The following is a 26,810-nucleotide window of genomic DNA, read 5'->3' on the forward strand; positions in this document are numbered from 1 at the left end:
CCTCGTCGTGCGACGCGCCGTTACTCGCCGAGCAGGTGCCGCACCCGCTCCTGGCCCACCGCCAGCAGCAGCGTGGGCAGCCGCGGCCCGGTGTCCCGGCCCACCAGCAGGTGGTAGAGGAGCGCGAAGAACGTCCGCTGGGCCGTCTTGATCTCCGGCGGGAGCTCCTTCGGCGTGGCGTCGGCGGAGAACCCGGCCTGGACCTTGGGCACCCCGTAGACCAGGTGGGTCAGCCCGTCCAGCGACCAGTGCTCCGCCAGTCCGTCGAGCAACAGCCGTACCGACCGGTGGGAGGGCTCGTCGAGCGACTTCAAGAGCTCGGCGTCGGGCTCCACGCGCACGATGGTCCGCTGGTCGGCGGGGACCTGCGTGTTGATCCACGCCTCGGCCTTGTCGTACCGCGGCCGCACCTCGTCGAGCGAGCCGAGCGGCTTGTCGGGCTCCAGCTCGCTGAGGATCCGCAGCGCCTGGTCGGCGTGCCCGGCGGTGATGTCGGCGACGGACGCGAGGGTCCGGTACGGCATCGGCCGCGGCGTCGCGGGCAGCTCACCGGCGGCGGTGCGCACCGCGCGCGAGTGCGCGGCGACATCGGCTGGCAGTGCGCCGCCCTCGGCGACCTTGGCGTCGAGCTTGTCCCACTCGTCGTAGAGCCGCTGGATCTCCTGGTCGAAGGCGATCTTGAAGGACTGGTTGGGCCTGCGCCGGGCGTACAGCCAGCGCAGCAGTTGCGGCTCCATGATCTTCAGCGCGTCCGCCGGGGTGGGCACCCCGCCCCGGGAGGACGACATCTTCGCCATCCCGGAGATCCCGACGAAGGCGTACATGGGGCCGATCGGCTGCTTGCCGCCGAAGATCCCGACGATCTGGCCGCCCACCTGGAAGCTGGAGCCGGGGGAGGAGTGGTCGACCCCGCTGGGCTCGAAGATCACGCCTTCGAAGGCCCACCGCATCGGCCAGTCGACCTTCCAGACCAGCTTGCCGCGGTTGAACTCGTTCAGCCGGACGGTCTCGGAGAAACCGCAGGCCGTGCAGGCGTACGTCAGCTCGGTGGTGTTGTCGTCGTAGGAGGTGACGGTGGTGAGGTCCTTCTCGCAGTTGCCGCAGTAGGGCTTGTACGGGAAGTACCCGGCCGCGCCGGAGCTGCCGTCGTCCTCGCTCGCCGCCCCGGACCCCTCCGCGGCCTCGATCTCGGCCTCGTCGGCGGGCTTCTGCTGGGGCTTCTTCCCGCCCTTGGCCTTGGTCCGGTACTGGGCCAGCACGGCGTCGATGTCACCGCGGTGCCGCATGGCGTGCAGGATCTGCTCGCGGTACACCCCGGAGGTGTACTGCTCGGTCTGGCTGATGCCGTCGAACGCGACGCCCAGCTCGCCCAGCGCCTCGACCATGGCCGCCTTGAAGTGCTCGGCCCAGTTCGCGTGCGGGGAGCCGGCGGGCGCCGGCACGGACGTCAGCGGCTTGCCGATGTGCTCGTGCCAGGACTCGTCGACGCCGGGGACACCGGCGGGCACCTTCCGGTACCGGTCGTAGTCGTCCCACGAGATGAGGTGCCGGACCTCGAACCCCCGCCGCCGGATCTCGTCGGCCACCAGATGCGGGGTCATGACCTCCCGCAGGTTCCCCAGGTGGATGGGGCCGGAGGGCGACAGCCCGGACGCGACGACGACGGGTTTGCCCGGGGCCCGACGCTCCGACTCCTCGATGACCTCGTCCGCGAAACGAGAGACCCAGTCGGTGGTCTCGGTGCTCTGAGCCACGATCGGCACGTCCTTCTTTCTCCTGGGCGGCCGCTACGGTCGACGGCCGGCCCGTCCATTCTCCCAGCTACGACGGCTACGACGAAAACGCCTTTTCACACCGGTCGCCCAGGCCACCGCCCGCACGCGGGATATTCGCTTTACCCCCCATGGGATACTGACCGTGTCTATCTGAACCCACGAGGAGAACGGCACCCACTCCATGGCCTCGGTCACGTCCCTCAGCGCCTCCGTCGAACAGCAGCTCGCCTCCGCCCTGACCGCCGCCCTGCCGGAGGCGGTCGCGGACCCCCTGCTCCGACGCAGCGACAGGGCCGACTTCCAGGCCAACGGGATCCTGGCGCTCGCCAAGAAGGCCAAGGCCAACCCGCGCGAGCTGGCCACCCAGGTGGTCGCACGGATCACCACCGGCGACGTCATCGAGGACATCGAGGTGTCCGGGCCCGGCTTCCTCAACATCACGATCGCCGACAGGGCGATCACGCGGATCCTGGCCGCGCGGTACGCGGACACCGAGCGCCTCGGCGTCCCCTACGCGGACGCGCCCGGCACGACGGTCATCGACTACGCCCAGCCGAACGTGGCCAAGGAGATGCACGTCGGGCACCTGCGTTCGGCGGTGATCGGCGACGCGGTCGTCCAACTCCTGGAGTTCACCGGCGAGAACGTCGTCCGCAGGCACCACATCGGCGACTGGGGCACCCAGTTCGGCATGCTCATCCAGTACCTCGACGAGCACCCGCACGAGCTGGACCACGAGGCCACCGAGGTGAGCGGCGAGGAGGCGATGTCCAACCTCGACCGCCTCTACAAGTCCGCCCGCAGGCTCTTCGACTCCGACGAGGAGTTCAAGACGCGGGCGCGCCGCCGTGTCGTCGACCTCCAGGCCGGAGACCCGCACACGCTCGCCATGTGGCAGAAGTTCGTGGACGAGTCGAAGATCTACTTCTTCTCGGTCTTCGAGAAGCTGGACATGGAGGTCCGCGACCCGGACATCGTCGGCGAGTCCGGCTACAACGACATGCTCGCGGAGACCTGCCGCCTCCTGGAGGAGTCGGGCGTCGCGGTCCGCTCCGAAGGCGCGCTGTGCGTCTTCTTCGACGACGTCAAGGGCCCGGACGGCCAGCCGGTCCCGCTGATCGTGCAGAAGTCGGACGGCGGCTACGGCTACGCGGCGACCGACCTCTCCGCGATCCGCGACCGCGTCTTCAACCTGAAGGCGAACAGCCTGCTGTACGTCGTGGACGCCCGGCAGTCCCTGCACTTCAAGATGGTCTTCGAGACGGCCCGCAAGGCCGGCTGGCTGAACGACGAGGACGTCAAGGCGTACCAGCTGGCCTTCGGCACGGTCCTCGGCAAGGACGGCAAGCCCTTCAAGACCCGTGAGGGCGAGACGGTCCGCCTGGTCGATTTGCTGGACGAGGCGATCGACCGCGCCACGGCGGTGGTGCGGGAGAAGGACACCCAGCACCAGCTCTCCGAGGAGGAGATCGCCGAGCGCGGCGCCCAGGTGGGCATCGGCGCGGTGAAGTACGCCGACCTGTCGACCTCCGCCAGCCGCGACTACAAGTTCGACCTGGACCAGATGGTCTCGCTCAACGGCGACACCTCGGTCTACCTCCAGTACGCGTACGCCCGTATCCAGTCGATCCTGCGCAAGGCCGGCGAGACCCGCCCGCAGCCCCACCCGGAACTCGGCCTCCACGAGGCGGAGCGCGCCCTGGGCCTGCACCTGGACGCGTTCGCGGAGGCGGTGGCGGAGTCGGCCACGGAGTACGCCCCGCACAAGATGACGGCGTACCTCTACCAACTGGCGTCGCTGTTCACGTCGTTCTACGACAAGTGCCCGGTGATCAAGCCGGAGCCTCCGAAGGACATCGCCGAGAACCGCCTGTTCCTCTGCGACCTCACGGCCCGCACCCTCCACCAGGGCATGGCCCTCCTGGGCATCAGGACCCCCGAGCGTCTCTGAGACCGGTCCTCCCTACGGCGGCGGCACCCCGGTGCCGCCGCCGTTCGCTCCGAACACGCGGCGCCAGGGCGCACACCTGTGCGATGCTGCGGGCGCAGACCAGTCCCTGACCCCTCCGGATTCCGTGGGCCCGCTCCCGGATCGCCCGCCAGGAGAGCAATGAGCACCCGAGCGCCCGCGTGGTTCACGTCGCCCCGAGCGGCCGGCTGACCGATGGCCACCCTCCCCAACGCCCTGCCGAAGCTCGCCGCCGACCCCACCGGCCGCGCCCTCGGTCTCGGCCTGCCGCCCGGCAAGGTGATCGGCACCCTCCTCTGGCACGCGGACACGGCCGCGACCCCGGCCGGCTGGGCGGCGCTGAGCGAGGCCCGCGCGGCGGGGCTCCTCCCGCTGCTCCTGGACTTCGGCTCCCAGGGCGGTCCCGAGGGCTGGGAACTGATGCCCGGCGAGACCTCGTACCCCGGGGATCACGACCCGGAGGAGGTGCTGGCCGAGTACTGGGAGGACCTGGCGGACGACGACTGGCCGGGTCTCGCGTCCGCGCCCGAAGCCACCGACGCCGACCCCGACCCCGACGCGGTGGCCGCGGAGCTCGCCACGCACCTCCTCACGGACGGGACCTGGCTCAAGGAACCCCGCCTCGCCCTGGTCCCGGCGCGCCGCAGCGCCGACATCGCGGCGGCGCTCGGCTGGTCGGGCCCCGTCGACCACGAGGGGGACGTCGCCCGCCTCTGCGCGGTGCTCCGCTCCTGGGAGGACCGCTTCGGCGTCCGCGTCGTCGCGCTCACCTTCGACCAGCTGATCGTCTCCGTCGCGACGCCGCCCACCACCGCCGACGCGGCACGGGCGGTGGCGGCCGAGCACTACGCCTTCTGCCCGGACAACGTCGACCAGTCCGGATTCCCCACATCGGACGCCTACGCCGAGCAACTCGTCGGCCGGGAATTCTGGTCCTTCTGGTGGGACTGACCCACATCCGGCACGAGAACGGGGCGACACGATGAGCGACAAGGCCAGGAAGCTGTTCGAGGCCCTCGACCTGGACGGGAACGGCATCCTGACCCGCGAGGAGGTCATCACCGCCCTGCGCACCAAGGGCCCGACGCTGGCCGCCTCGGGCCTGCTGCCGTTCTGGGGCGTGCAGGACGCCGACGCCTCCTCCGCGCTGTTCGACGCGGCGGACCAGAACGGCGACGCCGTCCTCACCCTGGAGGAGTTCTCCACGGTCGTGGACCGCCGATTCGGCTGGCGCTGACATCTGTCGTCCCTGGTGCGACGCTGGAGTCAGCAGGTGACCGAGGGAACTCGGGAGGCCCGATGGGACGTGACGTCCCGGCGGTCGTCTTCACCCGTGAGGACCGCCGCCGGTACCGGATCAAGGTGCAGCAGTGCCTCGAAGCCTTCGCGTCGATGCTGCGCGAGGCACGGTTCGAGTCGGAGCGTCCACAGGTCGGTCTGGAGATCGAGCTGAATCTGGTGGACGACGACGCCGAGCCGGCGATGCGCAACAGCGACGTGCTGGAGGCGATCGCGGACCCGGCGTGGTCCACGGAGCTGGGTCGATTCAATCTGGAGATCAACGTCCCGCCCCGCCGGCTGACCGAGGGCGGCCCGGACTCCTGGGAGTCCGAGGTCCGTGCCGCGCTCAACCACGCCGACGAACGTGCCAGGTCGGTCGGCGCGCATCTGATCATGATCGGCATCCTGCCCACCCTCCGGCAGGAGCACGTCGGTGAGCGCGCGCTCTCGGAGAACCCGCGCTACCGGCTGCTCAACGACCAGGTCTTCGCGGCCCGCGGTGAGGACGTGCGCATCGAGGTGGACGGCGTCGACCGGCTGCGGACGTACGCCGACACGATCACGCCGGAAGCCGCGTGCACGAGCACCCAGTTCCACCTCCAGGTCTCGCCGGAGGAGTTCCCCGCCTACTGGAACGCCGCGCAGGCCGTCTCCGGCATCCAGGTCGCGCTGGCGGCCAACGCGCCGTTCCTGTTCGGCAAGGAGTTGTGGCACGAGACCCGTATCCCCCTGTTCGAACAGGCGACCGACACGCGTCCGCAGGAGATCAAGGTGCAGGGGGTCCGCCCCCGGGTGTGGTTCGGCGAGCGGTGGATCAACAGCGTCTTCGACCTCTTCGAGGAGAACCTGCGCTACTTCCCCGCCCTGCTGCCCCTGTGCGACGACCAGGACCCCCTGGAGACGCTGGAGCAGGGCGACATCCCCGAGCTCGGCGAGCTCACCCTGCACAACGGCACCGTCTACCGCTGGAACCGTCCGGTCTACGCCATCGCCCACGACAAGCCCCACGTGCGGGTGGAGAACCGGGTGCTGCCCGCCGGCCCGACCGTCGCGGACACCCTCGCCAACGGCGCCTTCTACTACGGCCTGACCCGCGCCCTGGTGGAGGAGGAGAGGCCCGTGTGGTCCCGGATGTCCTTCGCGGCGGCCGAGGAGAACCTGCACACCGCGGCCCGCCACGGCATTGACGCCCGGCTGTACTGGCCCGGGATGGGCGAGGTCCCGGTGTCCGAACTCGTCCTGCGGCGGCTGCTCCCCCTCGCCCATCGGGGCCTGGAGCTCTCCGGCATGGACGACGCCTGGCGCGAGCCCCTGCTCGGCATCATCGAGCAGCGGTGCGTCACCGCCCGCAACGGCGCCCTCTGGCAGAAGGAGATGTTCCACCGGGTGACGTCCGCCGCCTCCGGCCGGCACGAGGCCCTGCGCCGGATGACGCAGCTCTACATCGACTACATGCATCTCAACGCCCCGGCCCACACCTGGCCGGTCGACTGACGCCACGTCGCGACAGGCCCTACCCGGTCACGGCCGGATCCCACTTCTCGGCCCCCGGCGGGAACTGGAATCCGGGGCGCCCGTTGTTGCCGCTCGTACGGAACGGCCTGCCCCCGTCGTCGACGACCAGCGTCCCGTGCCGGTCCCCGCTGGTCCAGGTCAGCTCCAGATACCAGCGCACGTCGTACGCCGAGGCGTCGGCCGTCACCCGCAGCACCTCCGGGTCCGACTCGCTCACCTTGAGCGGGAAGTCCCGCTGTCCGGCCCCGGCCACCACCTCGGGCCGCGCCCCGTCGAGGGCGACGGTGAACGGCCGCGTCGGCACGTCACCACCGCAGCCCACGCCCATCGTGTAGTCGTTCCAGGCGAGCGGCGTGTCCTTGCCGACGACCCGGACCTTCATCCCGTCCAGCACCACCGTCCGCGCCCCGCTGCCCTGCACGGTCAGCGTCACCAGCTGCTCCCCCGCCGACACCGCACCGTACGCCGACACCCAGGCGGGCGCGTCCTGCTCCACCGGCGGCGGCCCGACCTCCCCGGCCGGCCGGTCGATCAGATAGTGCTGCGAGCAGGGGTCCTCCCAGGTGTACGGCCGTACCGTCACGTTCAGCGGCGGCTCGACGTCCGCCTCCTGCGCGCCGGCACTCGGCGCCGACGCGCCCGGAGCGGGAGACGCAGGCTCCGCGGGCTCGGCATCAGGGGAGGCGGACGCCGACGCGGACGCGGACCTGGTCGGCGACGACCTGGCAGGCGGCTCGGAGACGTCGGCCGGCGCTGCGGCTCCCACGGGACCGGACCGCCCCCCGTCACCAGAGCCCCCGCCGGAGGGCACGGTCACGGCGAGCACGACGGCACCGAGCACGGCAGCGACCGCGGCGGCGCCGAGCAGCACGGCACGCCGCCGCGGCCGGCGCGTCACCCCGCCCCCGCTCCGCTCACGCACCTCGGCATCGTCCTCGTCGGAAGCCGCGTCGACCTCCGCGGGAGCGACCGCCCCCGCGGCCCCGCTCCCCCTCCGCCCGCGCCGCGCATCGGCCAGCACCCACCGCCGGTGCAGTTCGACCAGTTCCTCGGGCGTGGCCTTGCACACCCGGGCCAGCCGCTCCACGGGCGCGTAGTCCGCCGGAACGGCCTCCCCGTTGCAGTACCGGTGCAGCGTCGACGTGCTCAGGTGGAGCCGCTTGGCGAGCACTCCGTAACTCAGCCCCGAACGGTCCTTCAACCCCCCCAGAAGCTCCGCGAACTCGCCCGCAGCCGTGCCTTGCGACACCGTCCCGCCACCCCCGTATCCCGTTCCGGCGTTCCAGGGAACGGCCGTTCCTCCAGGTCAGACCCCTTGTGGCCGTTCCACCGTCCCTGATCGCCCGCCGGCTGTGGCGGCCGGGACGGATCACGACCCAAGCTCTGGTCATCCAAGCACGCCGCTCCCGGCAGACGGTCGAGCGGCGGCCGTAGACCAGCTCACACGGACAAGGAACCAGCCATGCGCACCTTCCGCCGCACCCGCCTGCTCGCCGCCACCGGTATCGCCCTCACGACCCTCGCCCTCACGGCCTGCGAGAACGGCACGGGCACCCGGGACGAGGGCAGCGCCCCCCGGCCGACCTCGGCGCCCACCACACCGGCGCCCGCCACCGCGCACCCGTCCTCGGACCCGGCACCGGACGCCGAGGCGGCCCCGCGGCAACCCCGCCGCACGAGCGACTCCACGCACACCTCCCAGGCGTCCGCCCCGCGCATGGCCGTCTGCAACGGCGCCAACACCGAGGTCACCGCCCAGCCGGTCCCGCGCCCGCTGAACCACATGCTGCTGACGGTCACCAACACCGGCTCGAAGCCGTGCACGCTGCTGTACTACCCGGTGCTCCGCTTCGACGAGATGCAGTGGGTCCCCCAGCCGATCGCGGGCACCAAGCCGCAGGCCGTCCCCACCTTGGCCCCCGGAGCGTCCGGCTACGCCGGAGTCCTCCTGTCGGCCGCGGACGGCAGCGGCGACGGCGGCACCACCGCCGAGCGCCTCACGGTCGCCTTCCAGGGCAGGACCCCGAACAGCTCCGGCGGCGCCTCCGCGACGCCCGCCCTGCCGGCCGAGGGCGTCTACTACGACAGCTCCCTGCGGGTCACCTACTGGCAGTCCACGCAGGAGGACGCTCTCTCCTAGGCCCGGCTCAGCTTCTGGGCCACCTCGGTGGCCCAGTAGGTGAGGATGTTCCGCGCCCCGGCCCGCTTGATACCGGTCAGCGTCTCCAGGATCGCCCGCTCCCGGTCGATCCAGCCCTTCTCGGCGGCGGCCTCGACCATCGCGTACTCACCGGAGATCTGGTAGGCGGCGACCGGCACGTCCACCGCGTCCGCGACCCGCGCCAGCACGTCCAGGTAGGGCCCGGCGGGCTTCACCATCACCATGTCGGCCCCCTCCTCCAGATCGAGAGCGAGCTCCCGCATCGACTCCCTGACGTTGGCGGGATCCTGCTGATAGGTCTTCCGGTCCCCCTGCAACGACGAGGCGACGGCCTCCCGGAAGGGCCCGTAGAACGCGGAGGCGTACTTGGCGGTGTACGCCAGCACGGCCACGTCCTCGCGCCCGATCTGGTCCAGCGCGTCCCGGACGACCCCGATCTGCCCGTCCATCATCCCGCTCGGACCCACCACATGAGCCCCGGCGTCGGCCTGGACCTGGGCCATCTCGGCGTACCGCTCCAGGGTGGCGTCGTTGTCCACGCGCCCGAACTCGTCCAGCACACCGCAGTGCCCGTGATCGGTGGTCTCGTCGAGACACAGATCGGACATCACCAGCAACTCGTCGCCGACCTCGGCCCGCACATCGCGCAGAGCCACCTGAAGAATCCCCTCGGGATCCGTCCCCGGCGTCCCCACCGCGTCCTTCTTCGCGTCCTCCGGCACCCCGAACAGCATGATCCCGGAGATCCCGGCAGCCACGGCCTCGGCAGCGGCCTTCTTCAGGCTGTCCCGGGTGTGCTGCACGACCCCGGGCATGGAGGCAATGGCCACCGGTTCACTCACGCCCTCCCGCACGAACGCGGGCAGGATGAAGTCGGCCGGATGCAACCGGGTCTCGGCGACCATGCGCCGCATGACGGGAGAGGTCCGCAGCCGCCGCGGCCGCGCACCGGGAAAGGAACCGTACGTCGTCATGCGCTCTACGCTACGCCCGCCTACACCCCGGATTTGCCGACGCTACGTCGGCGCAAAGCCCGTCGATGCCGCACCCGCCCGCGGCGCGGAGGGACCGGCTTGCGCGGCGTCCGTCGCATGGCGCCGCACCCGCCCGCGGCGGGAAGGGGGCGGGTCGGGGGTGTCCGCCCGCAGCGATTGGCGCGTCAACACGGGTGCGTCGGTAAGAGACCGATTCCGCGCCGTTCCGAGGACGGACACCCCCCGACCCGCCCCCGACGAGACAAGCACCCCCCGCGCGACAGCACCCCGGCACAGGCATGCCACGGACGCGCCACCACAACGGCGACGCGCCCGAACCACCACGCATCCAAGCCCCAAGCCCAGAGCCCCAGCCCAAAGCCCCAGCCCGAGCCGCAGCCCAAAGCCCCAGCCTCAGCCCCAGCCCTAGGTCGTACGCCGCCGCCGAGCCCCCGGCCTCCGCTCACTGGGCCGTGTCACCGGATCCCCCGCCTCCAGCGCCGCGGCCCGCCGCCGCGTCCCGAAGTCGGCCAGCGCCTCCGCCAGCTTGTGCACCGACGGCTCCGGAGCCATGACGTCCACCCGAAGCCCGTGTTCCTCGGCGGTCTTGGCCGTGGCGGGACCGATACAGGCGATCACGGTCACGTTGTGCGGCTTCCCGGCGATACCCACCAGGTTCCGCACCGTGCTCGACGACGTGAACAGAACGGCGTCGAACCCACCCCCCTTGATCGCCTCGCGCGTCTCGGCCGGCGGCGGCGACGCCCGCACGGTCCGGTACGCCGTGACGTCGTCGACCTCCCACCCGAGCTCGATCAGCCCGGCGACCAGCGTCTCCGTGGCGATGTCGGCCCGCGGCAGGAAGACCCGGTCGATCGGGTCGAAGACGGGATCGTACGGCGGCCAGTCCTCCAACAACCCCGCCGCCGACTGCTCCCCGCTCGGCACCAGATCCGGCTTCACACCGAACGCGACGAGCGCCTTCGCCGTCTGCTCCCCCACCGCGGCGACCTTGATCCCCGCGAAGGCCCGGGCGTCGAGCCCGTACTCCTCGAACTTCTCCCGCACGGCCTTGACCGCGTTCACCGAGGTGAAGGCGATCCACTCGTACCGCCCGGTCACCAGCCCCTTGACCGCCCGCTCCATCTGCTGAGGCGTCCGCGGCGGCTCGACGGCGATCGTCGGCACCTCGTGCGGCACGGCCCCGTACGACCGCAGCTGGTCGGAGAGCGAGGCCGCCTGCTCCTTGGTACGCGGCACGAGCACCTTCCAGCCGAACAGCGGCTTGGACTCGAACCACGACAACTGCTCACGCTGAGCCGCGGCGGAACGCTCCCCGACCACGGCTATCACGGGCCGCCCGCCCTCCGGCGAGGGCAGCACCTTCGCATGCTTCAGCGTCTGCGCGATCGTCCCCAGCGTCGCGCTCCACGTCCGCTGCCGCGTCGTGGTCCCCGCGACCGTCACGGTCATCGGCGTATCGGGCTTGCGCCCCGCCGACACCAGCTCACCGGCGGCGGCCGCCACGGAGTCGAGGGTGGTCGACACGACCACGGTCCCGTCCGACGCCCCGACCTCGGTCCAGCACCGGTCGGACGCCGTCCGGGCGTCGACGAACCGGACGTCCGCCCCCTGCGCGTCCCGCAACGGCACACCGGCGTACGCCGGCACCCCGACCGCGGCCGCGACACCGGGCACGACCTCGAACGGAACACCCGCCGCGGCGCAGGCGAGCATTTCCTCGGCGGCGTACGTATCAAGTCCCGGGTCCCCGGAGACCGCACGGACGACCCGCCTGCCGCCCCGCGCGGCCTCCATGACAAGATGTGCGGCATCCCGCACCGCGGGGACGACGGTTGCTGACGTGCCGTCAACAACCGTCAGCTGAGGCGTGCCTGAGCCCGGATTGAGGTCCGACGAAGGACCCGGCTCCGTGTTCACGACGGTGACGCCCGGCCGGGCGTGCGTACGCACCACGTCGAGCACCTCGTGCTCGGCGACCAGTACGTCCGCACGCGCCAGCGCCTCGACGGCGCGCAGAGTCAGCAGTCCCGGATCCCCGGGTCCGGCACCGAGAAAGGTGACGTGCCCGTGTTCCGGACCGGCGGCGGGAAGGGTGGTGGGGCTCACTGTGCTCGCTCCCCCATAAGACCGGCCGCGCCCTGGGCGAGCATCTCGGCGGCGAGTTCGCGGCCGAGTGCCACTGCCCGGTCGTGCGTTTCGGGCACGGGACCGGTGGTGGACAGCTGCACCGTACGGGAGCCGTCGGTCGTGCCGACGACGCCCCGCAGGCGCATTTCCTTGACAATCTGCCCGTCGGCCAGCAGGTCGGCGAGCGCACCCACGGGGGCGCTGCAACCGGCCTCCAGGGCGGCGAGCAGGGACCGCTCGGCGGTCACGGCGACCCGGGAGAACGGGTCGTCGAGCTCACCGAGCACGGCGATCAGGTCCGCGTTGTCCGCGGCGCACTCGATCGCCAGGGCCCCCTGGCCGGGGGCGGGCAGAACCGTGTCGACCGACAGGAAGTCGGTCACCTCGTCGATCCGGCCGATCCGCTGCAGTCCGGCGGCGGCCAGGACGACGGCGTCGAGCTCGCCCTTGTGGACGTACCCGATCCGGGTGTCGACGTTGCCGCGGATCGGCACCGTCTCGATGTCCAGGCCGTGCCCGCGCGCGAACGCGTTCAGCTGCGCCATCCGGCGCGGCGAACCGGTACCGATGCGGGCCCCGCGGGGCAGGTCGGTGAACTTCAGCGCGTCCCGGGCGACGATCACGTCCCGCGGGTCCTCGCGCAGCGGGACGGCCGCCAGCGCCAGGTCCTCGGGCTGCGTGGTCGGCAGGTCCTTCAGCGAGTGCACGGCGAAGTCGACGTCGCCGCGCAGCAGCGCGTCGCGCAGCGCGGTCACGAAGACACCCGTGCCGCCGATCTGCGCGAGGTGCTCGCGCGAGACGTCGCCGTACGTGGTGATCTCGACGAGCTCGACAGGCCGTCCGGTCACCTGGCTCACGGCTTCCGCCACCTGCCCGGACTGGGCCATGGCGAGCTTGCTCCGCCTCGTCCCCAGCCTCAGTGCCTTCTCCGTCATGCCGGCCCTCGGTTCTGTTCGTTCTTCTCCATGCTTTCCTCGGCGCGGGAGACGGAGGCCACCGTCTCGGGGTCGAGGTCGAACAGGGTCCGCAGCGCGTCCGCGTACCCGGCACCGCCGGGCTCGGCCGCGAGTTGCTTCACCCGTACCGTCGGCGCGTGCAGCAGCTTGTCGACGACCCGGTGCACGGCCTGGCGGATCTCGCCGCGCTGTTTGTCGTCCAGGCCGGGCAGCCGTCCGTCGAGCCGGGCGATCTCACCGGCCACGACGTCGGCGGCCATCGTCCGCAGCGCGACCACGGTCGGCGTGATGTGCGCGGCCCGCAGGGCGGCCCCGAACGCCGCCACCTCGTCGGAGACGATGTGGCGGACCTGGTCGACATCGGCCGCCATCGGGGCGTCCGCGGACGCCTCGGCCAGCGACTCGATGTCGACGAGCCGCACGCCGGCCAGCCGGTGCACGGCCGCGTCGATGTCCCGCGGCATCGCCAGGTCGAGCAGGAAGAGGGCCGGCTCGGGGCGCGGCACCTCGGCGACCGGCTCGGGCTTGCGGTGCTCGGGGATCCGTCCGGCGGTGGCCACGGTCGCGGCCAGCGCGGTGATCAGCTCGGGCGTCACCTCGGGGCTGCGGCGCGCCGCCTCCCGCCGCTCGACGGCGCTGCCGGCGGCCCACGCGGCGTGCTGCTCCAGCGTCGCCGCGTCCATGCCGGCCACGGCGGCCTCCCCCATCACGGAGAAGCCGGGCGCGGTCAGGTCGAGGGGGCAGTTCTCGTCGGTGCCCACCGAGGCGGGCGGCAGCGGCGTCCGCGGTACGTCCGTCCTCGGCGTCGCGGGGGACGCGGCAGCGCCGTCCGCACGCTCTTCGACGTGCGCGGGGCGGCCGGTGCGGCCCTCGACGGCGGCCGCGATCTCCTCCGCCTGCAGCACCAGTCCGGTGGCGCCGGTGCAGGAGACCGCGATGTCGGCACGTGTCAGCTCGGCCCGCACCGCGTCCATCGGTACCGCCCGGGCCACCACGTCCGTGTCGTCGGCCTGGTTCAGGATCTGCGCGAGCCGCTCGGCCCGGTCGAGGGTGCGGTTCGCGACGACGACCTCGCCGACCCCGGCCCGCGCCAGCGTCGCGGCGGCCAGCGAGGACATCGATCCGGCGCCGATCACCAGTGCCCGCTTGCCCCGCGCCCACTTCTCCACGGGCGCGCCGGAGGTCAGCTGCTCCAGGCCGAAGGTGACCAGGGACTGCCCGGCCCGGTCGATGCCGGTCTCGGTGTGGGCGCGCTTGCCGACCCGCAGCGCCTGCTGGAACAGGTCGTTCAGCAGCCGTCCGGCCGTGTGCAGGTCCTGCCCGCGGGCCAGCGAGTCCTTGATCTGGCCGAGGATCTGCCCCTCGCCGACGACCATCGAGTCCAGCCCGCACGCCACCGAGAACAGGTGGTGGACGGCCCGGTCCTCGTAGTGCACGTACAGGTACGGAGTGAGCTCGTCCAGGCCCACCCCGCTGTGCTGGGCGAGCAGGGTGGACAGCTCGGCGACACCGGCGTGGAACTTGTCCACGTCGGCGTACAGCTCGATCCGGTTGCAGGTGGCGAGCACCGAGGCCTCGGTGGCCGGTTCGGCCGCGACCGTGTCCTGCACCAGCTTGGCCTGGGCGTCCGTGGTCAGCGCGGCCCGCTCCAGCACGCTCACCGGAGCACTGCGGTGACTCAGTCCGACGACGAGCAGACTCATGCCGGCATCACGGCGGGTACGTCCCCGTCGGGCCCCTTGTCGGCGGACTGCTTGCGCGCGACGGCGGCCGGAACAGCGGCGTCGGGCGCCGCCGCGGCCTCCTCGCCGGCCTTGCGCTGCTCGTGGAAGGCGAGGATCTGCAGCTCGATGGAGAGGTCCACCTTGCGCACGTCGACGCCGTCCGGCACCGACAGCACGGTCGGCGCGAAGTTCAGGATGGAGGTGACGCCGGCGGCGACGAGCCGCTCGCACACCTGCTGGGCGGCGCCCGCGGGGGTCGCGATCACGCCGATCGACACGCCGTTGTCCTTGATGATCTTTTCCAGGTCGTCGGTGTGCTGGACCGGGATCCCGGCGACGGCGCGGCCGGTGAGCGCGGGGTCGGCGTCGATGAGGGCGGCGACCCGGAACCCACGGGAGGCGAACCCGCCGTAGTTGGCGAGGGCGGCGCCGAGGTTACCGATACCGACGATCACGACCGGCCAGTCCTGGGTGAGGCCGAGTTCGCGGGAGATCTGGTAGACGAGATACTCGACGTCGTACCCGACACCACGGGTGCCGTACGAGCCGAGGTAGGAGAAGTCCTTACGGAGCTTCGCGGAGTTGACCCCGGCCGCGGCCGCCAGTTCCTCGGACGAGACCGTGGGTACCGAGCGCTCCGACAGTGCGGTGAGGGCTCGTAGGTACAGCGGAAGACGGGCGACGGTGGCCTCGGGAATCCCTCGGCTACGGGTCGCCGGTCGGTGAGTTCGGCCAGTTGCCACGGTGCTCCTGCGGGTAGAGCGGGGCTTCGGGCGGTCATACGTCCCCGGACCGCCCCGTCGAATGCAGGCTATGTCTTTGTGAACGCGTGCACAAAGATGGTGTCCGATTTGCCCGGCCAACGTGACCGGGGTCACGCGCGCTCCGTGAGGGGGCGAGAGGGGGGCCACAAGCGAACACTCTCCTGAAAAGTTCCCGCCCCCGAGACCAGGTCGCCATCGATCCTAAGGCAGACCCGGCGCCCGGTCCCGCCGTCGACCGCTCGGGAGTCGGTCGGGGGCTACTCGCCGGTCACCCCGCGAGCGCCTTGCGGAGGCGGTCCTCGTCCACGCGCCAGAACGTGTGCTGCTCGCCGTCCACCAGGACGACGGGGATCTGTTCCCAGTACTTGTCGTGGAGTTCCTTGTCCTGCGTGATGTCCTTCCGCTCCCACGACACACCGAGGTCGGCACAGACCTTCTCGATCACGATCTGTGCGTCATCACACAGGTGGCAGCCGGGCTTGCGGATGAGGGTCACCAGGCGCTCCCGGCGCGCGGCTGCGGGTGCTTCGCCCGAGGTGGCGGGCTTGCGGCGGAAAATCGGGCTCATGCCCGCCATTGTCGCGCCACGCGGGGTCGTTGTTTAACGGCCCGGACGCGGAGAGTTCACGGTGTCCCAACCTCTCGACTCCGGAACCTCCGAACAAAATGGCTATGCTCACGCCATGGCCGCTCTCGGATGGCTCACTCCCCGTAGGCGCTCCGCCACGGCGCGGAGCGTGTTGGCAGGCGAGGCCGCGGCGGAAGCCGCGCGCAAGACACAGGACACCTCCGTCGTCGCCGGCGGTGGCGAGCCGGTGTTCCCCGTGCACGGCGACGACCGGGCCGCCGCCTTCTTCGACCTCGACAACACCGTGATGCAGGGTGCCGCGCTGTTCCACTACGGGCGCGGGCTGTACAAGCGGAAGTTCTTCGAGACCCGCGACCTCGCGAAGTTCGCGTGGCAGCAGGCGTGGTTCCGGCTGGCCGGGTTCGAGGACCCGGACCACATGCAGGACGTGCGCGAGTCGGCCCTGTCGATCGTGAAGGGGCATCGGGTCGCCGAGCTCCAGTCGATCGGCGAGGAGATCTACGACGAGTACATGGCCGAGCGGATCTGGCCGGGGACCCGGGCGCTGGCGCAGGCACACCTGGACGCCGGGCAGAAGGTGTGGCTGGTGACGGCCGCTCCGGTGGAGATCGCGCAGGTCATCGCGCGCCGCCTGGGACTGACGGGAGCGCTCGGAACCGTGGCGGAGTCCGTGGGCGGCGTCTACACGGGCAAGCTCGTCGGCGAGCCGCTGCACGGGCCGGCCAAGGCCGAGGCGGTGCGGGCACTGGCCGCGGCGGAGGAACTGGACCTGACGCGCTGCGCGGCGTACAGCGACTCCCACAACGACATCCCGATGCTCTCCCTGGTGGGGCACCCCTACGCCATCAATCCCGACAGCAAGCTGCGCAAGCACGCCCGGGAGAAGGACTGGCGGCTGCGGGACTACCGCACCGGGCGCAAGGCGGCGAAGGTCGGCATCCCGGCCGCCGCCGGGGTGGGCGCCGTCGCAGGCGGCACCGCCGCGGCGATCGCCCTGCACCGCCGTCGGCGCTAGCGAACCCGGATCGCCCCTGCACCGACGTACCCGCCGCACCGAAGCGGGTACGGGCGGCGCCTCGTCGCGCCGCCAAGCGGGACGCCCGGCCACAGGAGCAACGGCGGGCACATTCGAAACGCCGGGCAATCCAGTCCATGTACCCACGCGGCGCCATACCCAGTCCTCCATCCTGCACCCGGCCACAACACGCCCCGTACCGACCCCGAAGTCGAGCCCATTCGATCAACAAGCGGTCACTCTCCGGCACTTGATCAGCCGTCAATCGGTTACAGAAGCGACGTAATCGATGATTTGAGCAACTGGGCGTAGCAGTGCCTGTACGAAGCGTTATTCTCCTCAGACGCAAACCGGTACCCCTCTCGTCGCTACGACGAGTGAAAGGTCCCGCACTGCACGTGATGGAAGCTCTGCCTCTGGGAGTCCCGTGTACCCACACGTCGGGGTTGACGCCTCGGGCCTGGCTACGCTGCGCGCAACGGTCCTGGACCTGTTGCGCGGCTTCGTCCCCACCGCGTACGCCGTCCCCGCATTCACCACCGCCGCGCCGGTCGGCCCGTGCTACGCACTGGCCGACGGCAGCGCCGCGGTCGGCAGACGAGGCCGCGCCGCCGGTGCGGCCACCGCACGGCGTCCGGCCGCCGACAGCGACAGCGCCCGGATGATGGACCTCGTGGAGCGCGCCCAGGCCGGCGAGGCCGACGCGTTCGGCCGGCTCTACGACCAATACAGCGACACCGTGTACCGCTACATCTACTACCGGGTGGGCGGCAAGGCGACCGCCGAGGACCTGACGAGCGAGACCTTTCTGCGCGCACTGCGCAGGATCGGCACGTTCACCTGGCAGGGCCGTGACTTCGGCGCCTGGCTGGTCACGATCGCGCGGAATCTGGTCGCCGACCACTTCAAGTCCAGTCGGTTCCGGCTGGAAGTGACCACCGGCGAGATGCTCGACGCCAACGAGGTCGAACGCTCGCCCGAGGACTCGGTGCTGGAGTCCCTCTCCAACGCCGCGCTGCTGGACGCGGTGCGCCGACTCAACCCCCAGCAGCAGGAGTGTGTGACGCTCCGCTTCCTCCAGGGTCTGTCGGTCGCCGAGACGGCCCGCGTGATGGGCAAGAACGAGGGCGCCATCAAGACGCTGCAGTACCGCGCCGTGCGCACCCTCGCCCGCCTGCTCCCCGAAGACGCCCGCTGAGCCCCACCACCGCACGCACACGCTCCGCGTTCCCCAACTCACCCTCGGTGAAAGACTGTTGACTTCGCCGCCCGTTCCTCCTCCGTCCGTAACCCAAGTGCCGCGCCGCTCGTTGTGCGGGATGCAGGCTCCCTGTGGTCACTCCCTGGCCGACTCCGATCCCTCGATCGTGTGGTGGTGGCCGGGGCGTGCAACCCTCAGGACCCCCTGGGGAGTCGACCGTCATGACGAGAGGAGGTGCCGCCAGTGATCGCGAACGTATCGGCGCACCGGCGGGCGAACGCCTTCGCCCAGGCCCTGGAGGAGCAGTCCGATCGGGGCACGGCGGCCGAGCAGTCCGAGGAATCGGCCCCGGCTGCTGCGGAACAACCGACCGGGCAGGGCCGATTGTTGGCCCTCACGGCCGGTCTTGGCGCATTGCCGAAGCCGGAGCTGGATCCCGAGGTGAAGGTCGTCCAGCGGGCACAACTGGTGGCTCAGTTCGAAGCGATGCTCCAGGGCGGCGGGGTCTCCGATCCCGCGCTGCCCGAGCAGCGCACCGTGCGGGGCCGCGGGGCCCACAGGGCCACACCGTTGGGCAAGTTCCGTCCGCGTACCCGCCTGGCCAAGGGCCTCACGGCCGGGGGCCTCAGCGTGGGCGTCGCCGCCGGCGCCTTCGGCGGAGTCGCCGCGGCCAGCGGCGAGGCCCTGCCCGGGGACTCGCTGTACGGGCTGAAGCGGGGCATCGAGGACTTCAAGCTCGGCCTGGCCGACGGCGAGGACGAACGCGGACAGGTGTACCTCGACCACGCCTCCACCCGGCTGAGCGAGGCCCGCCGCCTGATGGAGCGCGGCCGCAGCGGCCCTCTCGACCACGAGTCGCTCGGTGAGATCCGCCGCGCTCTGTCCGGGATGACGCACGACGCCTCCGAAGGCCACCGGCTGCTCACCGCGGCGTACGAGCGCGACCCGGAGTCGCTGGGCCCCATCCAGGCCCTCTCCGCGTTCTCCGACTCGCATCGGGACGCGTGGGGCGCCCTGCGCGAGCGGCTGCCGGTGCAGCTCGGGGACGTCAGTGAGCAGGTGTCGTCGGTCTTCGACGCCATAGACCAGGAAGTCGCCCCGCTGCAGTCCCTGCTGCCGCAGCCCCCGCTCCAGGGGGGCAGCAGCGAGGACAGCAAGAGGCGCGGCCCCGGCAGCGGGCCCGCCACGGGTGCCACCGAGTCCGGGCGCGGCTCGACGCCACCCAGCAGCGGCAGCGGCTCCACGGACGCCGGCGACACCGGCAGCGAGGGCCCCAGCCGGTCCGCCGAGACCGATGAGGAGTCCGACGGACTGCTCGGTGGCAGCACCGGCGGGCTGCTCGACCCGCCGAAGGACGCCGGCAGCGCCTCCCCGTCGCAGACCAGACCGCCGACGACCGCGCCCGACGTCACGGTGCCGCCGTTGCTCCCGGGCCTGCTGCCCGGGCTCGGCCTCGACGCCGAGGACGCCGAGTAACCTCCGCGTCGTACGACGAAGGGGCGCCCTCCTGAGGGCGCCCCTTCGTCGTACGACCAGAGACAGCCAGAAACAGCCGGTAGAAGTCAGAAGAAGACCGAGCGGCGCTGTACCAGCAGCTTGTACAGGGTGTGCTGGATCTGTTCCCTGACCTGGTCGGTCAGGTTGAACATCAGCATCGGGTCCTCGGCCGCCTCCGGCGGATAACCGTCCGTGGGGATCGGCTCGCCGAACTGGATCGTCCACTTGGTGGGCAGGGGGATCGCGCCGAGCGGGCCCAGCCACGGGAAGGTGGGCGTCAGTGGGAAGTACGGGAAGCCCAGGAGCCGCGCGAGGGTCTTGGCGTTGCCGAGCATCGGGTAGATCTCCTCCGCGCCCACGATCGAGCACGGGACGATCGGGGTGCCATGGCGCAGCGCGGTCGAGACGAAGCCGCCCCGGCCGAATCGCTGGAGCTTGTAGCGCTCGCCGAACGGCTTGCCGATGCCCTTGAAGCCCTCCGGCATCACGCCGACGAGTTCACCCTGCCCGAGGAGCCGCTCGGCGTCCTCCGCGCAGGCCAGGGTGTGGCCCAGCTTGCGGGCGAGTTCGTTGACGACCGGGAGGACGAAGACCAGGTCGGCGGCGAGCAGCCGCAGATGGCGGCCGGCCGGATGATGGTCGTGCACGGCGACCTGCATCATCAGGCCGTCCAGCGGAAGCGTGCCCGAGTGGTTGGCGACGATGAGGGCGCCGCCCTCGGACGGGATGTTCTCGATGCCCTTCACCTCGACCCGGAAGTACTTCTCGTACACCGGGCGCAGCAGCGACATCAGGACCTGGTCGGTCAGTTCGGCGTCGTAGCCGAAGTCGTCGACCTCGTAGTCGCCGGTCAGCCGGCGGCGCAGGAAGGCCAGACCGGCGGCGACGCGCCGCTCGAGGCCGCCCTCGTCCGCGGATTGCTGTTCGCCCGGCTCCTCGGGGCGCTGTTCCTCGTGGGGCACGGGAACATCGTCCTGCGCGGGTGCCACGCCGGGCAGGGGCTGGACCTCGCCCACCTCGCCCGTCTCACGGACCCGTGCGGACTCCCCGCCGGGCCGCCGGCCGCCCCCGCTCCGGCCACGTCGCGGCGGCCGCTGCACGGCGCTCCCACGGGACCGGTCGTCGTCGAACGGAATGACCTTGGCGTCCGCCATCGTTGATGCGCTCCTCAGTTGGCGCTCTGCGTCATGGGCCGACCGCCGCCCGCGACGGGCAGCGCGGCGATCCGGTCGACGGCCCCCGCGAGGGCCTCGGGCGGCAGAAGTCCGGGCCCGCGGCTGCGCGCGAAGTCCGCAAACGTTTCCGCAGTCGTGTACTTCGGCTGGAATCCCAGCGTCTCGCGCATCTGGGTCGTGTCCACCACCCGGCCATGGGTCAGCAGTCGGATCTGCTCCGGTGAGAAGTCCGTCATGCCCAGGGTACGCACCAGAGAGCCGGCCCACGTGACGGCGGGCAGCAGCAGCGGCATCGTGGGACGGCCGAGCCGCCGGGAGCACTGGGAGAGCAGCAGGACGCCGTCGCCGGCGATGTTGAACGTGCCGCTGTTCAGGGTGCCGCGGCGCGGCTCGTGCGAGGCGATCCGCAGCACCTCGATCACGTCGTCCTCGTGCACGAACTGCAGCCGCGGGTCGTAGCCGAGGACGGTCGGCAGGACAGGCAGCGAGAAGTACGAGGCGAGCGGCGACTCCGCGCCGGGGCCGAGGATGTTGGCGAGCCGCAGCACGCACACCGCGACGTCCGGCCGGCGGCGCGCGAACCCGCGCACGTACCCCTCCACCTCCACCGTGTCCTTGGCGAAGCCGCCGCTGGGCAGCGACTTGGGCGGGGTCGTCTCGCTGAAGACGGCCGGGTCGCGGGGCGCGGAGCCGTAGACGTTGGTGCTGGACTTCACCACCAGCCGCCGTACGGTCGGGGACTTCTGGCAGGCGCCGAGCAGCTGCATGGTGCCGATGACGTTGGTCTCCTTGACCGTGGCCCGGTTGCCGCTGCCCAGGGCGGTCGCGGTGACGTCCATGTGGACGACCGTGTCGGCGGCCGTCTCGGCCAGCACGCGCGCGATGGTGGGCTGGCGGATGTCGGCACGGATGAAGTCCGCGCCGCCCAGATGGTGCTCGGGCGGTACCGCGTCCACGGCGACGACCCGCTCCACTTCGGGGTCCCGCTGGATCCGTCGTACGAACCGGCCCCCCAGCTGACGGGCCACTCCGGTCACGAGCACGACCTTGCCCACGATCCGCGCCTTCCTTCCAGCCCTCGTACCGCTGTCGAGTTCCCCGTCTGCGGCCAACCTAGCGGTTGGTTGTTGCGCTGTGATGACCGCCCACTGCACCACGTGACGGGAAATCACTGTCGTACGAACAGGCTCTCGCGCCCGCCGATCGGGCATACGCGAGGGGCTCGTTCGCCCGGGACACGCGTGTGGCCCCCCACCGGACGGGGTGGGGGGCCACAGCCACGCTTTCGCGGCGTTGTGCGTCGATCTACCGCTGGTGTTGCTTTCTCAGCGGCTACTTCTTGTTACGACGCTGAACGCGCGTGCGCTTGAGCAGCTTGCGGTGCTTCTTCTTGGCCATCCGCTTGCGCCGCTTCTTGATAACAGAGCCCACGACTACCCTCGCTCACTTCTCATCACTCGGTGTTTGGGCGCCATGGGCCCACACGACCTACGAGGGGCCAGCCTACCCGCCCGAGCGCTGAGGTCGTAATCGAGGTGCTCGGGGAGATCGGAAAGTGCCCTGAGCCGATCTCCCCGAGTCGTCGTCAGGCGGTTTCCACCCCCACATAGCTGTCGCGGAGGTACTCGTGAACCGCGTTCTCGGGGACGCGGAAGGACCGCCCCACCCTGATCGCGGGCAGATGACCGCTGTGCACCAAGCGGTACACGGTCATCTTCGACACTCGCATCACCGCGGCGACCTCCGCCACGGTAAGGAACTGAACCTCACTCAGAGGCCTCTGATCTCCAGCTGCAGCCATGACACACCTGAACCTTCCGCACTCGACTCGACGGCCACCGGCTTCCCCTTCCGGTGACTCTTCGTCGCTGCGTGCTCACTCCCCAGACTAGGGGCGGGTGATGCGAGTGGGGAAGAGGTGCACCTATCGGCGGCCTACTGTGACAGACACGCCCGATTGAGTACGTAGCGGGTAAGCGGCCGGTAGTAATCGGACCGCACAGCGTCATCGACCGGCACGACCACGGCCACGCGCCCCTCGGCCTCACCGACGAACGGGGCCGGGTCGTCCGTATCGGCCAGGCCGATGGCCTCGAACCCCAGTTGACCTGCGCCGCAGACCCATCCGTGGTCCCCGACGACCAGCTCGGGAAGGGTCCCGCCGGCCTCGGCGAGGGCACCCAGAACGGTACGAACCGGCAGGGGGGAATGGGTGTGTGCGCCGGTCGCACAACCGGGACCGGGCGCGCCGGGTGCCCGCACCATCGCGACGCCCCGTACGTAATCGAGGCGGTGCGTGCGTACGCCGAACCTAGTCGTTATGTCGACAGAGCGACCCTTCGCGGGAGTGAGGACGGCACATCCCGCCGCCGACATCGCGTCCGCGAGAGCGCCGTAGAAACCGAGCAATCGGTGCGGATGACCGGTCCCGAACAACACGGGAGCACCACGCTGCGCGACGGCGGCGAGCCGATCGGAGAATGCCTCCAGAGCGGCGAGGGTCAGTTCCGGGTCAATCACATCCTGGCCGGAAACACACCGAGGATCAGCGGATACCCCACACCTCCGCGCCATCAGTCCGATCACATCCCGCTCGGTCCAGGCCCATTCAGGATCGATCCCGATCAACAACCGGGGATCGCGCGCCGCGAATCCCCGGTAGCTCCGCAGGCTCACTTCCCGGGAGGTCGCCACCGCCCCGGCCAGCCGAACGGCGAGAAGGTGCGCACGGAGATCGGACCGGGGGATCGTGGGGGTCGGCATGAGGGGATGGTGGCCGATGGAAGTGGCGGCCGGGGGCGGGAACGGGATACGGGGCTCGGTTGGAGTAAAGAACCGTTCCTACGCCAGCAACCCACGCAGTGGGAAAACCGCCCGCCGCGTGGCCAGCACGGCCTGGTCCAGGCGATCGGCAGGGTCGTACCCCGCCTCCCAGTCACCCCACTCCACGGGCCACCGCCCGTCGGTCATTCGCCCCGGCGCCAACTGCCGGGTGCGGGCGAAGACCTCCTGCCGCCACTCCTCGGGGATCACCGTCTCGGGCGCCACCTCCCGCCCGGCGGCGATCGCCACCAGGTGGGTCCAGGACCGGGGCACCACGTCCACCACCGCGTAGCCACCCCCGCCCAGGGCCACCCAGCGCCCCTCGGCGTACTCGTGCGCCAGCTCATGGCAGGCGACCTGGACGGCCCGCTGCGCGTCCAGGGACACCGCGAGATGCGCCAGCGGATCCTCGAAATGCGTATCGGCCCCGTGCTGCGTCACCAGCACCTGCGGCCGGAAATGCGCGACCAGCTCCGGCACCACCGCGTGGAACGCCCGCAGCCACCCGGCGTCCCCCGTCCCGGCCGGCAACGCCACGTTCACCGCCGTCCCCGCCGCGGCCCCGTCCGCTCCCGTCTCCTCCGGCCATCCGGTCTGCGGAAACAGGGTCCGGGGATGCTCGTGCAGCGAGATCGTCAGAACCCGCGGATCCTCCCAGAACGCGGCCTGCACCCCGTCCCCGTGATGCACGTCGACGTCCACATAGACGACCCGTTCCGCCCCCAGCTCCAGCAGCCGGGCGATGGCCAGCGAGGCGTCGTTGTAGATGCAGAACCCCGACGCCGCCGCCGGCATCGCGTGGTGCAGTCCGCCCGCGAAGTTCACCGCGTGCAGGGCGTCCCCCCGCCACACCGCCTCCGCCGCGCCCACCGACTGCCCGGCGATGAGCGCCGACACCTCGTGCATCCCGGCGAACGCCGGATCGTCCAGCGTCCCCAGCCCGTACGACTGGTCGGCCGCCCGCGGATCCACCGACGCCGCCTTCACCGCCGCGACGTAGTCCTCGCGGTGGACCAGCCGCAACGTCGACTCCCCCGCCGCCTTCGCCGCGACGACCTCCATCCGGCGATCGAGCCCGAACGCCTCGACCAGTCTCCGGGTCAGCGCCAGCCGGACCGGATCCATCGGATGGTCCGGCCCGAAGTCATAGCCCGTTACTGCCTCGTCCCACATCAGCTGTGCGCGACCGCTCATGCCCGCCACCGTATCGGTCCGGTTGAGCGGCGAACGACCGGGCGTACACGAGTGTCACCAGCACCAACACCATCGGTACGAGCATCGCCCCCCGGTAGCTCCAGGCGTCCCCCAACGCCCCCACCAACGGCGAACCAATCAAAAACCCCACATAGTTGAAGACATTGAGCCGCGCGACGGCCGCGTCCGAAGCAGCCGGGAACAACCTGCCACCCGCCGCGAACGTCTGCGGAACCAGCACGCACAACCCCAGCCCCAGCAACGTGAACCCGACCATCCCGACCCACGCCCCGGGAGCCCCCGCCACCACCGCGAACCCCGCCGCGGCGACCACCGCCCCACCCCGGACCACCCCGACGGCACCGAACCGCCGCACCCCGAAGTCCCCCAGGGCCCGCCCGATCAACGTGGTGACCATGTAGACGTTGTACGGAACCGTCGCCATCTGCTCCGAGCTCCCCAGCACGTCCTGCAAGTACTTCGCGCTCCAGTTGGAGACGGTCGCGTCCCCGATGTACGCGAAGGTCATCACCAGGCACAACGGCAGCAACGCCCGGAAGACGACGCCCCCCGCCTCGCCGGAACCCGCGCCCTCCCCCTCGACCGTCTTGCCGCGACCGCCGTCGACGTACCACCGGCTCCCCAGCAACGCGGCCGGCAGCAGCACCCCCACCACCGGCAGATACGACACCACCAGTGCCAGCTCTTCGTGCGCCCCCACCCACGCCAGCGAGGCCCCGACGATCCCCCCGAGGCTGTACGCGGCGTGGAACCCGAGCATGATGCTCCGCCCGTACGACAGCTGGAGGCTCACCCCCAGCATGTTCATCGAGGCATCCAGCGCCCCCACGGCCAGGCCGAACGCGGCGAGCGCCACCGCCAGCTCCACCATCCGCTCCCCGGCGCCCACCCCGAGCAGCGCCAGCAGCACCACGGGCTGGGACCACCGCAACACCGAGCTGGGCGGCACCCGTTTCACCAGCCGCTCGGTCACCACGCTCCCGGCCCCCGCCAGCACGGGCACCGCGGCCAGGAACGCCGGCAGCAACGCGTCGGAGACCCCGTAGCGGTCCTGGATCGCCGGAATCCGCGTCACCAGCAGAGCAAAGGCGACGCCCTGGGCGAAGAAGCCGAACGCCAACGAGGCCCTACCGCGCCGCAGCTCACGAGTCATGGCGGCGAGCGTAGGGCTCCGACGTACCGCTGGGTATATCCAGCCAAAGATGAATTTCCCTCAGCTTCCCCCCACAGGTCAGATGAGCAGCTCAGGCAACTCCCCCATGTCACCGAAGAGTCGAGTGGCCCCGCTCAGCCTGGCCGCCGGCGTCATGGCCGTGAACCCGTACACGTCCATCCCGGCCGCGACCGCCGCCTGCACCCCCAGCCGACTGTCCTCGACGACCACGCACCGCTCGGGCGGGACCCCCATCCGCTCGGCCGCGTGCAGGAACAGATCGGGCGCCGGCTTCCCCCGCCCGACATCCTCGGAACTGAAGATCCGCCCGTCGTCGAACCACCGCTCCAGCCCGGCCGCCCGATGCCCCACCCGAATCCGCTCATGACTCCCCGACGAGGCCACGCAGTACGGCACACCTTCCGCGGCCAGCTTCCCAAGGACGTCCACGGCCCCGGGCACCGCCTTCAACTCCCGCTCGAACGCGGCGAAGACCCGAACGTGAAAGACGTCGTCGAAGTCCCGCGGCAACCGCTGCCCGGTCCGCTCCGCGATCAGGTCGTGGACGCGGTGCATCGCCGCGCCCATGTAGTCACGCAGGGAGTCCTCGTAGGAGGTCGGGTGCCCGAGCTCGGTGAGGTACGCGGCGAGCAGCCGGTTGGAGAGGGGCTCACTGTCGACGAGCACGCCGTCGTTGTCGAAGATCACCAAGTCATAGCGCATAATCAACCCTAAACGCAGAAAGCCCCGCATCCGAAGATGCGGGGCTTTCCCAAAAATTGTTCGGCGGCGTCCTACTCTCCCACAGGGTCCCCCCTGCAGTACCATCGGCGCTGAAAGGCTTAGCTTCCGGGTTCGGAATGTAACCGGGC

At 71.1% G+C, this 26,810-nt stretch carries 24 protein-coding genes and 1 rRNA gene; 8 read left to right on the top strand and 17 right to left on the bottom strand.

The features are described from left to right. Window positions 1-20: 20 nt before the first annotated feature. Window positions 21-1,763: a lysine--tRNA ligase gene (gene lysS, locus ACZ7LV_RS23675; RefSeq protein ID WP_471941907.1), complete on the bottom strand. Its 1,743-nt coding sequence runs from the start codon at window positions 1,761-1,763 to the stop codon at window positions 21-23. A gap of 193 nt (window positions 1,764-1,956) precedes the next feature. Here lysS and argS point away from each other — a divergent pair, with 193 nt between their 5' ends. From argS to ACZ7LV_RS23695, 4 genes are all read left to right on the top strand, one after another. Then, window positions 1,957-3,726, top strand: a complete 1,770-nt coding sequence (gene argS / locus ACZ7LV_RS23680; RefSeq protein ID WP_471941909.1) for an arginine--tRNA ligase — start codon at window positions 1,957-1,959, stop codon at window positions 3,724-3,726. 213 nt (window positions 3,727-3,939) lie between these two features. Next, window positions 3,940-4,695, top strand: a complete 756-nt coding sequence (locus ACZ7LV_RS23685; protein ID WP_471941910.1) for a DUF4253 domain-containing protein — start codon at window positions 3,940-3,942, stop codon at window positions 4,693-4,695. A 31-nt stretch (window positions 4,696-4,726) separates the two neighbouring features. Beyond that, window positions 4,727-4,981, top strand: a complete 255-nt coding sequence (locus ACZ7LV_RS23690; RefSeq protein ID WP_401679319.1) for an EF-hand domain-containing protein — start codon at window positions 4,727-4,729, stop codon at window positions 4,979-4,981. 62 nt (window positions 4,982-5,043) lie between these two features. Further along, window positions 5,044-6,519, top strand: coding sequence for a glutamate-cysteine ligase family protein (locus ACZ7LV_RS23695; RefSeq protein WP_471941912.1), 1,476 nt, complete (start codon window positions 5,044-5,046; stop codon window positions 6,517-6,519). Between the two features lie 19 nt (window positions 6,520-6,538). On the opposite strand, the gene ACZ7LV_RS23700 is transcribed toward ACZ7LV_RS23695, so the two are convergent. After that, entirely contained in the window at window positions 6,539-7,789 is a 1,251-nt protein-coding gene (locus tag ACZ7LV_RS23700; RefSeq protein WP_471941914.1) for a helix-turn-helix domain-containing protein, read from the bottom strand. Window positions 7,790-8,002: 213 nt separating this feature from the next. On the opposite strand from ACZ7LV_RS23700, the gene ACZ7LV_RS23705 reads away from it, so the two are divergent. After that, complete coding sequence (locus tag ACZ7LV_RS23705) at window positions 8,003-8,680, top strand: DUF4232 domain-containing protein (protein ID WP_471941915.1); 678 nt, start codon at window positions 8,003-8,005, stop codon at window positions 8,678-8,680. Here the strand turns inward: ACZ7LV_RS23705 and hemB are convergent. The 6 genes from hemB to ACZ7LV_RS23735 form a co-directional block, all read right to left on the bottom strand. Continuing rightward, window positions 8,677-9,675: a porphobilinogen synthase gene (gene hemB / locus ACZ7LV_RS23710; RefSeq protein WP_471941917.1), complete on the bottom strand. Its 999-nt coding sequence runs from the start codon at window positions 9,673-9,675 to the stop codon at window positions 8,677-8,679. The genes ACZ7LV_RS23705 and hemB overlap by 4 nt on opposite strands. A 426-nt stretch (window positions 9,676-10,101) precedes the next feature. Further along, complete coding sequence (locus ACZ7LV_RS23715; protein ID WP_471941918.1) at window positions 10,102-11,805, bottom strand: bifunctional uroporphyrinogen-III C-methyltransferase/uroporphyrinogen-III synthase; 1,704 nt, start codon at window positions 11,803-11,805, stop codon at window positions 10,102-10,104. Further along, complete coding sequence (hemC, locus tag ACZ7LV_RS23720; RefSeq protein WP_471941919.1) at window positions 11,802-12,761, bottom strand: hydroxymethylbilane synthase; 960 nt, start codon at window positions 12,759-12,761, stop codon at window positions 11,802-11,804. Before hemC ends, ACZ7LV_RS23715 begins: the two co-directional genes overlap by 4 nt. After that, window positions 12,758-14,485 (bottom strand): glutamyl-tRNA reductase, encoded by a 1,728-nt coding sequence (locus ACZ7LV_RS23725; RefSeq protein WP_471941921.1) that lies wholly within the window; start codon window positions 14,483-14,485, stop codon window positions 12,758-12,760. Before ACZ7LV_RS23725 ends, hemC begins: the two co-directional genes overlap by 4 nt. After that, complete coding sequence (locus tag ACZ7LV_RS23730; RefSeq protein WP_471941922.1) at window positions 14,482-15,249, bottom strand: redox-sensing transcriptional repressor Rex; 768 nt, start codon at window positions 15,247-15,249, stop codon at window positions 14,482-14,484. The genes ACZ7LV_RS23725 and ACZ7LV_RS23730 overlap by 4 nt, the downstream gene beginning before the upstream one ends. A gap of 289 nt (window positions 15,250-15,538) precedes the next feature. After that, window positions 15,539-15,847 (bottom strand): glutaredoxin family protein, encoded by a 309-nt coding sequence (locus ACZ7LV_RS23735; protein ID WP_471941924.1) that lies wholly within the window; start codon window positions 15,845-15,847, stop codon window positions 15,539-15,541. Between the two features lie 106 nt (window positions 15,848-15,953). Here ACZ7LV_RS23735 and ACZ7LV_RS23740 point away from each other — a divergent pair, with 106 nt between their 5' ends. From ACZ7LV_RS23740 to ACZ7LV_RS23750, 3 genes are all read left to right on the top strand, one after another. Continuing rightward, complete coding sequence (locus ACZ7LV_RS23740; RefSeq protein ID WP_471941926.1) at window positions 15,954-16,874, top strand: HAD family hydrolase; 921 nt, start codon at window positions 15,954-15,956, stop codon at window positions 16,872-16,874. 427 nt (window positions 16,875-17,301) lie between these two features. Beyond that, on the top strand, window positions 17,302-18,072 hold the full coding sequence (locus tag ACZ7LV_RS23745) for an ECF subfamily RNA polymerase sigma factor, BldN family (protein WP_401679287.1): 771 nt from the start codon (window positions 17,302-17,304) through the stop codon (window positions 18,070-18,072). 246 nt (window positions 18,073-18,318) lie between these two features. Next, window positions 18,319-19,551 (top strand): DUF5667 domain-containing protein, encoded by a 1,233-nt coding sequence (locus tag ACZ7LV_RS23750; protein WP_471941928.1) that lies wholly within the window; start codon window positions 18,319-18,321, stop codon window positions 19,549-19,551. A gap of 86 nt (window positions 19,552-19,637) precedes the next feature. Here the strand turns inward: ACZ7LV_RS23750 and ACZ7LV_RS23755 are convergent, their stop codons facing one another. From ACZ7LV_RS23755 to rrf, 9 genes are all read right to left on the bottom strand, one after another. After that, window positions 19,638-20,726: a lysophospholipid acyltransferase family protein gene (locus tag ACZ7LV_RS23755; protein WP_471941930.1), complete on the bottom strand. Its 1,089-nt coding sequence runs from the start codon at window positions 20,724-20,726 to the stop codon at window positions 19,638-19,640. A 14-nt stretch (window positions 20,727-20,740) separates the two neighbouring features. Then, window positions 20,741-21,802, bottom strand: coding sequence for an NAD-dependent epimerase/dehydratase family protein (locus tag ACZ7LV_RS23760; RefSeq protein WP_471941932.1), 1,062 nt, complete (start codon window positions 21,800-21,802; stop codon window positions 20,741-20,743). A gap of 277 nt (window positions 21,803-22,079) precedes the next feature. After that, window positions 22,080-22,178 carry a 30S ribosomal protein bS22 gene (locus tag ACZ7LV_RS23765; RefSeq protein ID WP_003948845.1) on the bottom strand — a complete coding sequence of 33 codons (99 nt, stop codon included), beginning with the start codon at window positions 22,176-22,178 and terminating at the stop codon, window positions 22,080-22,082. Between the two features lie 154 nt (window positions 22,179-22,332). Continuing rightward, window positions 22,333-22,548: a helix-turn-helix domain-containing protein gene (locus ACZ7LV_RS23770; protein ID WP_189702413.1), complete on the bottom strand. Its 216-nt coding sequence runs from the start codon at window positions 22,546-22,548 to the stop codon at window positions 22,333-22,335. A 134-nt stretch (window positions 22,549-22,682) separates the two neighbouring features. Then, window positions 22,683-23,510 carry a phosphatase gene (locus ACZ7LV_RS23775; RefSeq protein WP_471941934.1) on the bottom strand — a complete coding sequence of 276 codons (828 nt, stop codon included), beginning with the start codon at window positions 23,508-23,510 and terminating at the stop codon, window positions 22,683-22,685. A 78-nt stretch (window positions 23,511-23,588) separates the two neighbouring features. Continuing rightward, entirely contained in the window at window positions 23,589-24,764 is a 1,176-nt protein-coding gene (locus ACZ7LV_RS23780) for an acetoin utilization protein AcuC (protein WP_471941936.1), read from the bottom strand. Continuing rightward, the gene (locus tag ACZ7LV_RS23785; protein ID WP_471941938.1) at window positions 24,715-25,938 is read right to left on the bottom strand and encodes an MFS transporter; all 1,224 of its coding nucleotides are present in this window, start codon (window positions 25,936-25,938) and stop codon (window positions 24,715-24,717) included. Before ACZ7LV_RS23785 ends, ACZ7LV_RS23780 begins: the two co-directional genes overlap by 50 nt. Before the next feature lie 78 nt (window positions 25,939-26,016). Continuing rightward, complete coding sequence (locus ACZ7LV_RS23790) at window positions 26,017-26,661, bottom strand: HAD family hydrolase (RefSeq protein ID WP_471941940.1); 645 nt, start codon at window positions 26,659-26,661, stop codon at window positions 26,017-26,019. A gap of 58 nt (window positions 26,662-26,719) precedes the next feature. Then, window positions 26,720-26,810 (bottom strand): 5S ribosomal RNA (gene rrf / locus ACZ7LV_RS23795); the annotation flags it as partial.

It is taken from the genome of Streptomyces sp. NPDC107562, assembly GCF_055657325.1.

Coding starts and splice junctions, on each gene's coding strand:
- hemB (WP_471941917.1), bottom strand. CDS start 9,675: ATGACGACGTACGGTTCCTTTCCCGGTGCGCGGCCGCGGCGGCTGCGG.
- ACZ7LV_RS23735 (WP_471941924.1), bottom strand. CDS start 15,847: ATGGCGGGCATGAGCCCGATTTTCCGCCGCAAGCCCGCCACCTCGGGC.
- ACZ7LV_RS23775 (WP_471941934.1), bottom strand. CDS start 23,510: ATGCCGACCCCCACGATCCCCCGGTCCGATCTCCGTGCGCACCTTCTC.
- ACZ7LV_RS23780 (WP_471941936.1), bottom strand. CDS start 24,764: ATGAGCGGTCGCGCACAGCTGATGTGGGACGAGGCAGTAACGGGCTAT.
- ACZ7LV_RS23740 (WP_471941926.1), top strand. CDS start 15,954: ATGGCCGCTCTCGGATGGCTCACTCCCCGTAGGCGCTCCGCCACGGCG.
- ACZ7LV_RS23755 (WP_471941930.1), bottom strand. CDS start 20,726: ATGGCGGACGCCAAGGTCATTCCGTTCGACGACGACCGGTCCCGTGGG.
- ACZ7LV_RS23790 (WP_471941940.1), bottom strand. CDS start 26,661: ATGCGCTATGACTTGGTGATCTTCGACAACGACGGCGTGCTCGTCGAC.
- ACZ7LV_RS23705 (WP_471941915.1), top strand. CDS start 8,003: ATGCGCACCTTCCGCCGCACCCGCCTGCTCGCCGCCACCGGTATCGCC.
- argS (WP_471941909.1), top strand. CDS start 1,957: ATGGCCTCGGTCACGTCCCTCAGCGCCTCCGTCGAACAGCAGCTCGCC.
- ACZ7LV_RS23690 (WP_401679319.1), top strand. CDS start 4,727: ATGAGCGACAAGGCCAGGAAGCTGTTCGAGGCCCTCGACCTGGACGGG.
- ACZ7LV_RS23725 (WP_471941921.1), bottom strand. CDS start 14,485: ATGAGTCTGCTCGTCGTCGGACTGAGTCACCGCAGTGCTCCGGTGAGC.
- ACZ7LV_RS23695 (WP_471941912.1), top strand. CDS start 5,044: ATGGGACGTGACGTCCCGGCGGTCGTCTTCACCCGTGAGGACCGCCGC.
- ACZ7LV_RS23685 (WP_471941910.1), top strand. CDS start 3,940: ATGGCCACCCTCCCCAACGCCCTGCCGAAGCTCGCCGCCGACCCCACC.
- ACZ7LV_RS23770 (WP_189702413.1), bottom strand. CDS start 22,548: ATGGCTGCAGCTGGAGATCAGAGGCCTCTGAGTGAGGTTCAGTTCCTT.
- hemC (WP_471941919.1), bottom strand. CDS start 12,761: ATGACGGAGAAGGCACTGAGGCTGGGGACGAGGCGGAGCAAGCTCGCC.
- ACZ7LV_RS23785 (WP_471941938.1), bottom strand. CDS start 25,938: ATGACTCGTGAGCTGCGGCGCGGTAGGGCCTCGTTGGCGTTCGGCTTC.